At 71.1% G+C, this 10694-nt stretch carries 10 protein-coding genes and 1 tRNA gene; 2 read left to right on the forward strand and 9 right to left on the reverse strand.

Annotation, left to right across the window (positions count from 1 at the left end):
- Positions 1–32 precede the first annotated feature (32 nt).
- Positions 33–1016 carry a zinc ribbon domain-containing protein gene (locus tag ABD220_RS16535; RefSeq protein ID WP_344124462.1) on the reverse strand — a complete coding sequence of 328 codons (984 nt, stop codon included), beginning with the start codon at positions 1014–1016 and terminating at the stop codon, positions 33–35.
- A 144-nt stretch (positions 1017–1160) separates the two neighbouring features.
- On the opposite strand from ABD220_RS16535, the gene ABD220_RS16540 reads away from it, so the two are divergent.
- Positions 1161–1811 carry a hypothetical protein gene (locus tag ABD220_RS16540; RefSeq protein WP_344124464.1) on the forward strand — a complete coding sequence of 217 codons (651 nt, stop codon included), beginning with the start codon at positions 1161–1163 and terminating at the stop codon, positions 1809–1811.
- A 265-nt stretch (positions 1812–2076) separates the two neighbouring features.
- Here the strand turns inward: ABD220_RS16540 and ABD220_RS16545 are convergent, their stop codons facing one another.
- From ABD220_RS16545 to ABD220_RS16575, 7 genes are all read right to left on the reverse strand, one after another.
- Positions 2077–3336 (reverse strand): ABC transporter ATP-binding protein, encoded by a 1260-nt coding sequence (locus ABD220_RS16545; protein ID WP_344124466.1) that lies wholly within the window; start codon positions 3334–3336, stop codon positions 2077–2079.
- Between the two features lie 51 nt (positions 3337–3387).
- Complete coding sequence (locus ABD220_RS16550) at positions 3388–4221, reverse strand: carbohydrate ABC transporter permease (RefSeq protein WP_344124467.1); 834 nt, start codon at positions 4219–4221, stop codon at positions 3388–3390.
- Between the two features lie 4 nt (positions 4222–4225).
- Positions 4226–5218: a carbohydrate ABC transporter permease gene (locus ABD220_RS16555; RefSeq protein ID WP_425552577.1), complete on the reverse strand. Its 993-nt coding sequence runs from the start codon at positions 5216–5218 to the stop codon at positions 4226–4228.
- Complete coding sequence (locus ABD220_RS16560; protein ID WP_344124468.1) at positions 5215–6537, reverse strand: extracellular solute-binding protein; 1323 nt, start codon at positions 6535–6537, stop codon at positions 5215–5217. The genes ABD220_RS16555 and ABD220_RS16560 overlap by 4 nt, the downstream gene beginning before the upstream one ends.
- Before the next feature lie 212 nt (positions 6538–6749).
- Positions 6750–7676 carry an AEC family transporter gene (locus tag ABD220_RS16565; protein WP_344124470.1) on the reverse strand — a complete coding sequence of 309 codons (927 nt, stop codon included), beginning with the start codon at positions 7674–7676 and terminating at the stop codon, positions 6750–6752.
- 92 nt (positions 7677–7768) lie between these two features.
- Positions 7769–8215, reverse strand: a complete 447-nt coding sequence (gene panD, locus ABD220_RS16570) for an aspartate 1-decarboxylase (protein WP_344124472.1) — start codon at positions 8213–8215, stop codon at positions 7769–7771.
- A 162-nt stretch (positions 8216–8377) separates the two neighbouring features.
- Positions 8378–8448, reverse strand: a tRNA-Gly gene (locus tag ABD220_RS16575).
- Positions 8449–8582: 134 nt separating this feature from the next.
- Here ABD220_RS16575 and dcd point away from each other — a divergent pair.
- Entirely contained in the window at positions 8583–9158 is a 576-nt protein-coding gene (gene dcd, locus ABD220_RS16580; RefSeq protein ID WP_344124474.1) for a dCTP deaminase, read from the forward strand.
- A gap of 51 nt (positions 9159–9209) precedes the next feature.
- On the opposite strand, the gene ABD220_RS16585 is transcribed toward dcd, so the two are convergent.
- The gene (locus ABD220_RS16585; protein WP_344124476.1) at positions 9210–10568 is read right to left on the reverse strand and encodes an MFS transporter; all 1359 of its coding nucleotides are present in this window, start codon (positions 10566–10568) and stop codon (positions 9210–9212) included.
- Positions 10569–10694 lie beyond the last annotated feature (126 nt).

Below are 10694 nucleotides of genomic sequence, written 5' to 3' on the forward strand. Positions count from 1 at the left end.
GGGGCGCGCGAACGGCGCCCCGTGCGGCGGGCTCAGCCGCGCGGGGCGACCCGCACCGTCGACCCGTCGATGCTGAGGTCCGCGGCGACCTCGAACGGCACGCTGCGCTCGAGCCGTTCGACGTCCCCGGTGAACAGGTCGAGTGAGTCGAAGGCGATCCGCGCGGTGCCCCGAGCGGGCTCGAGGGCCCAGCCCCCACCGCCCTGGGAGCCCACGACGATCTCCGGGTCCGGATAGGACTCGATCGTCCAGTCCACGTCCCCGGCGACCCGCCCGTCGAACTCGAAGGAGAACGGGCAGCCGGAAGGGAAGAGGCTGCCCTGCTCGACGCAGCCGTCGAGGTGCTCCTTCAGCTGCCGGTCCACCTCCTGCTCGAGGGCCTCGGTCGGCCGGGCCTCCAGGACGATCTCCGCCCGCTGGCCCGGGTCGGTGAGCACCGTGCGCACCGGATCGGCCGCCACGAACTCGGACGTGTAGGAAGCCGTGTAGACGCCCGGGAAGAAGGCTGAGAACTCCGCGGAGGACTCCGGCAGGGCCACGGACATGCCGTTCAGGTCCACCGAGGTCGCCCCCGGCAGGCTGACCGTCACCGTGGGCAGCGGGGTCTCGTCGAACGCCCACACGGTGAAGAAGCCCCACTGGGTGTCCACGGGGTGCAGGGCGAACTCGGAGCTGTGCCGCTCGCCGTCGAGGGCGTAGTCCGCGCGCACCACGGCCCGCTCGCCGTCGTCCGAGACGGTGGAGACCTCGAGGTCCTCGAGGCTCTCGGCGGAGGCCTCCAGCGGGTCGCCGTCGAGCATCGCCGCGTTGGCCTCAGGGACACCGGCGTTGAGCAACCCCAGGGCCTTGCCCCCGTCCCCGTCCCGCAGGTCCTCGAAGTACGCCCGCACGTCCGTCTCCGGGCCGTACATGTACTTGTTGACCAGGGCGATGGTGACGGCGGCGGCGGCCACCCCGAGCAGCACGAGGAACAGCCAGGCCCCGAGGGCCTTCAGCACGCGGACGTTGGACTCCATCCGATCACGCTAACCGATCGGCTCCCGGCCTGCGCGTGCACCGGGCCGGGCGGGCCCGTCCGGACGGCACGGTCCCGCCCGGGCGGGTACGCTACGTGCCGCAGCTTCTTCCCCCGTCCCATCCCCGTCTGGAGCGAACTCCCCATGGCCGACTCCGTCCGTCAGGTCCCCGCGAAGTACGGGACCGTCCGCGCCGTGCTGCGTCCCCGGCTGGGCTCCTACGGCCGGCGTCTGCTCTCCTGCGCCGGCCCGTTGCTGGTGGGCGCGGTGCTCGTGCTGTTCCTGTGGTCGCGGCGGCCGCCCCCCGGCGTCGCGGTGGTGGTGCTCGCGCTGGCGCTCCTCGCGGCCGCCGCGTGCTGGGTCCGGCTGCGTCCCGTGCTGGTCGTCCGCACGGACAGCCACGTGCTGCGCTCCCGCACCGTGGGCTTCGCAGCGACGCCGCTCGCGGAGGTGGAGCACGTCGTCACGGTCGGCGCCCTGCAGGGGCAGTCCGGCGCCCCGCGATCCGCCGCCCGCCCCCACCTGTGGGCGGCGGATCGCTCGGGCCGCCGCGTCCTGGGACTCGACGGCGCGGTGTGGGACGCCCGCGCCCTCGAGGACGTCGCCGTGGCGCTGGGCGCGCCCCGGACCCATCTCGAGCGCGCGACGGCGCGGGAGGCCGCGGCCCGCTGGCCCCGGCTCGTGCCCTGGGGCCTGCGTCACCCACGGCTGCGCGCCGCCGTGTCCTCCGCCGCTCTGCTCGCCGTCCTCGCCCTCGTGGTGTGGTTCTCGCTCGGTCTGCCGGGCACGGGCTGAGCCGTGAGTCCCTGCTGATTCCCCGGGTCCCTGCTGACTTCCCGGGCTCCTGCTGACCTCCCGGGTCCCGGCTGGGCCCTGGGCGTCTGCTCCACCGCTGGGGATCGACCGAGCCCCCTCGACCGGTGCGCAGGTCCGCGCTCCGGCGCAGGCGTCCCTCCGGCGCAGGGGAGTCTTCGGCGCACGGATCCCCGCACGCACGGGAGCCCGCCGCCCCGGGAATCGGGCGGCGGGCTCCTCGAGCTCCGGGCGGAGCGGTGGGTGCTCAGCCGGCGGCGGCCAGCTCCTGGCGGGCGCGCTCGATCTCGGCCTTGCGCTCCTCGACGGCCTCGCGGGTCAGCTCGGCACCGGCCTCCTCGTCCCGGGTCAGGTTCGCGCCGGTCTCGGGGTCGAAGACGTGCATCCGGCGGGTGTCGACCCAGATCCGGCCCTGGGTTCCTCCACGGATACGGGAGGTGGCGTCCAGGGAGACGACGATCTGCGGGTGCATCTCGTCCCCGTCCAGGTCCTGCGCCAGTTCGTCGAGCTTCGCCTTGACCGTGTCGTCCTGCTGGTAGTTGATGTAGCCGTACTGCTCGTTGCCCATCCACTCCGTGTGGGTGAACTCGGTGCTGAAGACGGTGCCGCGGGAGGCGATCGCCTCGTCCACGAACTTGGCGTCGTTGAAGTGCTCGGGACGCAGGCCGAGCAGCACGATCGACCCGTCCGCGGGCAGCTTCCCCACGGCCTGGTCCGGCACCGGGATGTTCCCCAGCGGGGTCTCGAACATGCTGCCCCGCACGTGGGCCGGGAGGAAGTTCATCGACGGGGAGCCGATGAATCCCGCCACGAACAGGTTGGCCGGCTGCTCGTAGAGCTCCCGGGGCGAGGCGATCTGCTGCAGGATGCCCTTCTTGAGCACGGCCACGCGGTCGCCGAGGGTCATGGCCTCGGTCTGGTCGTGGGTCACGTAGACCGAGGTGATGCCCATCCTGCGCTGGAGCTGGGCGATCTCGGTGCGCATCTGACCGCGCAGCTTGGCGTCCAGGTTGGACAGGGGCTCGTCGAACAGGAACGCGTCGGCGTCCCGCACGATGGCACGGCCCATCGCCACGCGCTGTCGCTGACCGCCGGAGAGGTTGGCCGGCTTGCGCTCGAGGTGGTCGTCGAGATCCAGGGTCGACGACGCCGTGCGCACCTTGCGGTCGATCTCCTCGTCGGAGAACTTCCCCTTGGACAGCCGCAGCGGGAAGGCGATGTTCTCGTACACGGTCAGGTGCGGGTAGAGCGCGTAGTTCTGGAACACCATGGACAGGTTGCGCTCGCGGGGCTCCTTCTCGTTGACCCGCTGCCCGTTGATCAGCAGGTCCCCGGAGGTGATGTCCTCGAGACCCACGATCATGCGCAGCAGCGTGGACTTGCCGCAGCCGGAGGGTCCCACGAGGATGAGGAACTCCCCGTCGGCGATGTCGATCGACACGTCGTTGACGGCCGGGAAGCCGTCGCCGTACTTCTTGACGAGGTGGTTGAGGGTGATGGATGCCATCTGGGACTCAGTCCTTCGTTCGGTTCGGAAGATGCGTGCGGCGGGACGGGCTCAGCCCTTGACCGCGCCCTGGGTGAGACCGGAGACGATCTGGCGCTGGAACAGCAGCACCAGCAGCACCACCGGGATGGTGACGATGATGGCCGCGGCGGAGATCGCGCCCGCGGGGTCCTCGAACTGCGAGGCGCCGGTGAAGAACGCGAGCGCCGCCGGGACGGGTCGGGCCGCCTCGGTGGAGGTGAGGCCGATGCCGTAGACGAAGTCGTTCCACGCGATGAAGAACGCGATGATCGCCGTGGTGAACACGCCCGGCAGGGCCAGCGGCACGATGACCTTGCGGAACGCCTGCCACGTGGTGGCCCCGTCCACCTGGGCCGCCCGCTCGAGGTCCCACGGGATCTGCTGGAAGAACGCGGTCAGCGTCCAGATCGAGATCGGCAGGGTGAGCGAGAGGTAGGGGATGATCAGGCCGGGCCAGGTGTCGTACAGCCCGATCTGGCGCCACAGGTTGAACAGCGGGGTCACGATCGAGACCACCGGGAACATGGACACCGCCAGCGCCACCGTCAGGATCATCTTCTTGCCCGGGAAGTCCAGCCGGGCGATCGCGTAGGCACAGAGCGTGGCGAGCACCACGGCGATGGCCGTGGCGATCAGGCAGATGCCGATCGAGTTGCGCAACGACGGGAGGAACAGGTCCCTCGCGGTGCCGACGAAGATCGACGAGTAGTTCTCCCCGACCCACTGCGTGGGCAGGAACTTCCCGGACGACAGGTCCGCCGGCGTCTTGAAGGACGTCATGAGGATCGAGGCGACGGGGAAGAGCGCGTAGAGCAGGACCAGCACCGTGACGACGGCCCAGCCGACCTTCTGCTTGGTGGTCATGGGATTACCTTCCCTTCCCGGCGCCGGCGAGATCGACCTTGAACACCTTGATGGCGAGGAAGGCGATCAGCAGCACGCAGACGAACAGGATCACGGAGATCGCGGAGCCGAGCCCGATCTCCAGTCGGCCGATGGAGGTGCGGTAGGCCAGCAGCGACAGCGTCTCGGTGCCGTACTGGCCCTGGGTCATGATGAAGATGTTGTCGAAGATGCGGAACGCGTCCAGGGCGCGGAACACGACCGCCACCATGATGGCCGCCTTCATGTTGGGCAGGATCACCCGGGACATCCGCTGCCACCACGTGGCGCCGTCCACCCGGGCGGCCTCGGTGTACTCGCTCGGCACCTGGGCCAGGCCGGCGAGGAGCAGGAGCGAGATGAACGGTGTGGTCTTCCAGATCTCGGAGGCCATGATCACGAACAGCGCGGACCAGGTGTTGGAGAACCAGTTGAAGTCCGGGCCGATGCCCGGCACCCAGGAGAACCAGTTGTTGATGTAGCCGGTCGTGATGTCGAACGCGTAGAACCACGCGAAGGCCGAGACCACGGTGATGATGCCGTAGGGCACCAGGATCGCCGTGCGCAGCAGGCCCTTGGTGTTGCGGATCGCATTGTTCATCACCAGTGCCAGGGCGAAGCCCAGCACGAGCTCCACGACCACGGTGACCACGGTGATCAGCACCGTCACACCGAGATCGCGCCAGAAGACACCGTCGGTGAGGACCGTGGCGTAGTTGCTGAGGAAGACGAACTCCCGCTCCCCGGGGGCCGTGAGCCGGAAGGAGAAGAGGGAGTCCCAGAGCGCCTGCAGGATCGGGTACATCGTGACCAGCAGCATCACGATGAAGGCCGGCCCGGCGAGCATCCAGCCGAGCTTGCGCTCCGACCGTGCCCGGTCGGACATCAGCGGCTTCGCGCTGCGGCGCCCCGTCACGGGAGCCGGTGCGACCTCCCGGGGACCGGTGCCCGGAGCGTTGGGGTTGACGACGGTGCTCATAGCAGCCGCTCTCCTCTCAGGACGGACTCGATGAACTCGGCGGTGAGGCGGGGCGTGTCCTCGGTGACGGACGCCGGCGGGGTCCACTGCTGCTGGATGGCCGTGGAGACCTCGTTGTAGTAAGGGGTCTGCGGGCGGGGCGCCGCATTCTCCAGGGACTCACGGATGGTCGCGTACATCGGGAAGGCCTCTCGGACCTCCGGGTCCTCGTAGGCGGCCTCGGACGCCGCCGGGTTGCCGTTGGTCACGAAGTAGTAGGCCTGGTTCTCGGGCTGGACCACGCACTCGACGGCTTCCCACGCCAGGTCCGGGTGCTCGGAGGTGGCGCCGACGCCGAGGTTGACCCCGCCCAGCGGGGGAGCGGAGGGCTCGTCCGGGTTCACCCGCGGCCACAGTCCCCAGCCGATGTCCTCGAACATGGACCGCTCCACCGCCCCTTCCTCCGCGGCCGCGGAGGTGGCCGCGTAGATGAAGGGCCAGTTGACCATGAACGAGCCGCTGTCCGACTGGAACTCGGTCAGGGACGTGGCTTCGGTGGAGGTCGGCAGGCCGGGCCCGCCGAGCCCGTCCCGGCCGATGGTCCCGACGATCTCGGCGGCCCGCATGGCGGCCTCGGAGTCCATCCCGATCTTGATGTCGCTGGCGGGAGCCTCGGGGTTCTCCACGATCGACCCGCCGGCGGACTCGATGAGGCCGTTGACCCACACCGTCATGGACTCGGCCGACGTGCCCTGCACCCCGAGGTACTTGTCCTGCTCCCGGGCGGCGTCCATGATCTGCTCCCAGGTCACGGGCTCGTCCATGTTCAGGCCGGCGGCCTCCGCCACGGACTCCCGGTACCACAGCAGCTGCGTGTTGGCCCAGAACGGCACCGAGACCAGCTCGTCGTTCCACTTGGCCCCCTCGAGCGGCCCCGCCAGGACGTCCTGGGTGGTGGCCTCCTCGACGTCCGCGGGCACGGGCGCCAGGAATCCTGGCTCCGCCAGCTCGGGGACGTAGATGGGGTCGATGCTCATGATGTCCATCGTCGTGTCGCCGGCGGCCAGGCGCCGGGCGAGCTGCTCGCGCTGACCGTCGGCGTCGCGGGGCAGCAGCGCCGTCTCGATGTTGTACCGGCCCCCGGACTCCTCGGAGCACTGCCGGGCCAGTTCCGCCTGACCACCGGCGTCGGGGTTGATGTACCAGGTGAGGGTCGGGGTGCCGCCGGCGTCGGCGTCACCGCATCCCGTCATGAGCAGGGCGCCCACGGCGCCGAGGGCCGCGGCGGCGCTGAGCCGTCGCCTGCCCGGCGCCCTGTGGGGGTGTGAGGTGGTGGTCAACGGTCTGTTCCTCCCCTTCGGCGATGTGGCGGTCCGCGAGGGACGTCGAGGGGATCCTGTGGGACCCGGTCGGCGGGACGGTCGGCGACCGGTGCTGCCGATCGACCACCCCTGCGCGGAACTTCAGTCTATGAGTGCGTTACCTCACAAACCAGTAACCTGTGTGTTTGCAAACGAGCGCCGTCCGTGCTTCCGGCCCGCGGCGCCGCGGCTCAGGAGAGCAGCAGGGCCACGACCGCCATGGTCAGCATCGCGATCACCGTGGTGACGAGCACCGTGTCCCGGCACAGCTGCTCCGCCCGGCCGTAGCGCACGGCCGCCACGTAGATGTTCTGGGCGGTGGGCAGCGCCGCCATCACCACCACGGCGTAGAGCAGGTGGCCGTCCAGATCGAGCACGAACCGGGCGAACAGGAACGCCAGCGCCGGGTGGAGCAGCAGCTTGAGCGTGCTGGCCAGCACCACGTCCCGGCGCGGCCCGGCACCTCGCTGCAGGGGGGAGGCGCCCACCAGGGAGACGCCGAAGGCCATCAGCATGGCCGGGATAGAGGCCCCGGCCACCAGCTCCACGGGCTCGTGCACGACCTCCGGCAGCCGCCAGCCGGTGACGGCGAAGAGGATCCCCAGCCCGGAGCCCACGATCATGGGGTTGGTGACCACGTTGCCCAGGACGCTGCCCGGGCTCGGGCGGCGCCCGTCCGTGAGGGTGTCCATGATCGTCAGGTAGACGGGGGTGTTGAGCGCCAGCTGGAACAGGATGACGGGCACCACCATGGTCGCGTCCCCGAGCACGAAGACGGCGATCGGGATGCCCAGGTTGGCCGAGTTCACCTGGGAGGCGGCCTGGGCGCCCATCAGCGTGGTCGCGGCGTCGCGGCGCAGCACCCACCGGGCGATCGCGGCGTAGACCAGGGTGGTGGCCACGGCGGACACGGCGGCCACCAACAGCGGCGCGGAGAGGATCCGGGCGATGTCCGCCTCGGAGATGGTGAGGAACAGCAGCGGCGGGCTGGCCACGTAGAAGGCGAACTTGCTCAGCACTAGCTGTCCCTGGGGCCCCAGCACATTCCGCCGGCCCACGGCGTAGCCGGTGAGGATGACGGCCCAGACGATGAAGAACCCCGAGAACACTCCGGTCACGGGACCCTCCCTCGCGCTGCTGCGGGTCCGCGTCCGCGGGCCCCTACAGTTCTATCCCATCGCCGGCCCGTCCGGGCTCAGGCCGGGACGGGTCACGCGGTGGGCAGATCGGCGCGGGCGTCGGCCAGCGCCCGGGACCGGGGCGGGCGGGCGACACCGTCGAGCAGGGCTTCGGCGGGATCGGCCCCGAGGCCGACGATCCGGTTGTCCGCGTCCACGTGGACCACGGACGGCACGTGGGCGCGGGCCTCGGCGTCGTCCATCTGTGCGTAGCTGATGAGGATGACGAGGTCTCCCGGGTGCACCAGGTGCGCGGCGGCCCCGTTGATCCCGACCACGCCGGAGCCGCGCTCGCCGGCGATCGTGTAGGTCTCCAGCCGGGCGCCGTTGGTGACGTCCACGATGGAGACGAGCTCGCCGGGGAGGATGTCGGCGGCGTCGAGCAGGTCCTGGTCGACGGTGACCGAGCCGACGTAGTGGAGGTCGGCCTGGGTCACGACGGCACGGTGGATCTTGGCCTTGAACATGGTGCGCAGCATGCCGGGGGATCTGCTCCTCGTGAGCGGGGTGCGGGTGACGGGCGCGGGCCCGGGCGGTCGCCGCCCCGGTGCGGGGAACGGGGCGCGGGAGCATCCTACCGCGCGCCGTTCCCGGCGACGACGAACGCCCCGGCCGGATCGGCTCGGGGCGTTCGGTGCGAGAGCGGCTGACGGGAATCGAACCCGCGTATCAGGCTTGGGAAGCGTGCGCTCTACCATTGAGCTACAGCCGCGCATCCGTGGATCGTCCGGCGCGTGCACCGGACGAGGACACCACACACTCTACACCACCCGCCGGGGGTGGTGGCGGGCACGGGGCGGACCCGCGGCGCGGTCCGGCGCCCGGCCGTGCGATACCTTGGGGACCGTGCTGATCTCTGACCGCGACATCCGCCGGGAGCTCGACGGCGGCCGGGTCGTCCTCGAGCCCTACGACCCCGCCCTGATCCAGCCCGCCAGCATCGACGTGCGGCTGGACCGCTGGTTCCGGCTCTTCGACAACCACAAGTACGCGCACATCGACCCTTCCGTGGAGCAGCCGGAGCTCACGCGGCTCGTGGAGGTCGACCCGCAGGAGGCCTTCGTGCTCCACCCGGGGGAGTTCGTGCTCGGCTCCACCTACGAGAAGGTGACGCTGCCGGACGACATCGCCGCCCGGCTCGAGGGGAAGTCCTCGCTGGGGCGCCTGGGGCTGCTGACCCACTCCACGGCGGGGTTCATCGACCCGGGCTTCTCGGGGCACGTCACGCTCGAGCTGTCCAACATGGCCACCCTGCCCATCAAGCTGTGGCCGGGCTCCAAGGTGGGGCAGCTGTGCTTCTTCCGGCTCTCCTCGCCCGCGGAGCACCCGTACGGGGACGGCGCCTACGCCAACCGGTACCAGGGGCAGCGCGGTCCCACAGCGTCGCGCAGCCACCTGGGGTTCTCCCGCACCCGCATCTGACCCCGCGCCGGCCGCCCGCGGCCCCGGCGCCCAAAGGCCCGGCGCCCGGGATCAGCGCCCGGCGGGTCCGGCGGGCGGCACTGCCGCGGCCGGCTCCGCAGCGGTCCTCGGGTCGCGTGCGCGCAGCAGCAGGAGCAGGCCGGCGCCGATCACCAGGAGGATCCCGAGGATGCCCCAGCGCTGCGCGCCGAGCACGGAGACGAACACGGCGAACAGGGTGGGTGCCAGGAAGCTCACGGCACGGCCCGTGGTGGCGTAGAGGCCGAACAGGGCGCCCTCCTCACCGGTCTGCGTGAGCCGGCCGAGGAACGTGCGGGAGGCGGACTGGGCCGGACCCACGAACAGGCACAGCAGCAGCCCGCAGACCCAGAAAGCGGCCGTGCCCTCGAGGACGAGCAGCGGGGACCCGGCGAGGAGGATGCCCACGAGGGACGCCACGATGACGCGCTTGGGCCCCACCCTGTCGTCGAGCCGTCCCCCCACGAGGGCGCCCACCCCGGCGGCCACGTTGCCGACGATCGCGAAGACGATGACCTCGCTCAGGGTGAAGCCGAACGTCCCGGCCGCGATGACGCCGCCGAAGGTGAACACGGCATTGAGCCCGTCCCGGAACACGGCGGAGGAGAGCAGGAACCACAGCGTCTGCGGGGCATCCCGGTACAGCTCCCGCAGGGTCTGCCACAGCTGGCGGTAGGAGCGGGCCACGGACGGGCGCGGTCCCCGGTGGGCCGGGCGGATCTCGGGCACCACCAGCAGGACGGGGATCGAGAACAGCGCGATCCACAGCCCCGAGAACAGGGCCACGGCCCGCACGTTGAGGGCGTCCTCCTCCGGGATGCCGAGCAGGCCCGGGGTGATGAACCCGAACAGCACGATCGTCAGGGCGACGATCCCGCCGAAGTAGCCCATCGCCCAGCCCTGGCCGCTCACCCGCCCGATGTGCTCGCGGCCTGCGATCCCCGGCAGCATCGCGTTGTAGTTGACCACCGCGAACTCGTCGAAGACGTTGGCCAGCGCCAGCAGGGCCACGCCGAGGTAGAGGTACGGCTGGTCGGGGTAGACCAGGAAGCACAGGGCCGTGAACAGGGCCGTGAGCATGGTGTTGATGCCGAGCCACAGCTTGCGCCGGCCCGCGCCGTCGCTGCGCTGCCCCACCACCGGGGCCAGCAGCGCCACGAGGACGCCGGCGGCGCCGATCCCGTAGCCCAGCACCTCCGAGGCGTGGTCCTCCCCGCCGAAGGGCTCGCCCGTGAGGTAGACCGTGAACACGAACGTGGTCATCACGGCGTTGAAGGCTGCCGATCCGGCGTCCCACAGGCTCCACGCCCACACGTGCGAGCGGCGCGGCACGAAGGGCGTCGCGGAGAGGGCGGGTGAGGGGGCCGGGGGGCCGGGAGGAGTGGCGTCCATGGCAGTCATGCTAGGCCGGAGGTGCCCGGCGGAGGGTGTCAGCCCGGCCGACACCCCGCAGCGGGCTCCTCCGGCCGGGGCGCCGGCCGGGAACGGCAGGGCCTGGGCAGCGTCCGCGGGCATGCG

Origin of the sequence: Kocuria aegyptia, assembly GCF_039530085.1 — a bacterium.
Lineage (GTDB): Bacteria > Actinomycetota > Actinomycetes > Actinomycetales > Micrococcaceae > Kocuria > Kocuria aegyptia.

Excerpts from the sequence above, each read along its gene's own strand:
- ABD220_RS16535 (WP_344124462.1), bottom strand. The coding sequence starts at position 1,016 with ATGGAGTCCAACGTCCGCGTGCTGAAGGCCCTCGGGGCCTGGCTGTTC.
- ABD220_RS16540 (WP_344124464.1), top strand. The coding sequence starts at position 1,161 with ATGGCCGACTCCGTCCGTCAGGTCCCCGCGAAGTACGGGACCGTCCGC.
- ABD220_RS16545 (WP_344124466.1), bottom strand. The coding sequence starts at position 3,336 with ATGGCATCCATCACCCTCAACCACCTCGTCAAGAAGTACGGCGACGGC.
- ABD220_RS16550 (WP_344124467.1), bottom strand. The coding sequence starts at position 4,221 with ATGACCACCAAGCAGAAGGTCGGCTGGGCCGTCGTCACGGTGCTGGTC.
- ABD220_RS16555 (WP_425552577.1), bottom strand. The coding sequence starts at position 5,218 with ATGAGCACCGTCGTCAACCCCAACGCTCCGGGCACCGGTCCCCGGGAG.
- panD (WP_344124472.1), bottom strand. The coding sequence starts at position 8,215 with ATGCTGCGCACCATGTTCAAGGCCAAGATCCACCGTGCCGTCGTGACC.
- ABD220_RS16585 (WP_344124476.1), bottom strand. The coding sequence starts at position 10,568 with ATGGACGCCACTCCTCCCGGCCCCCCGGCCCCCTCACCCGCCCTCTCC.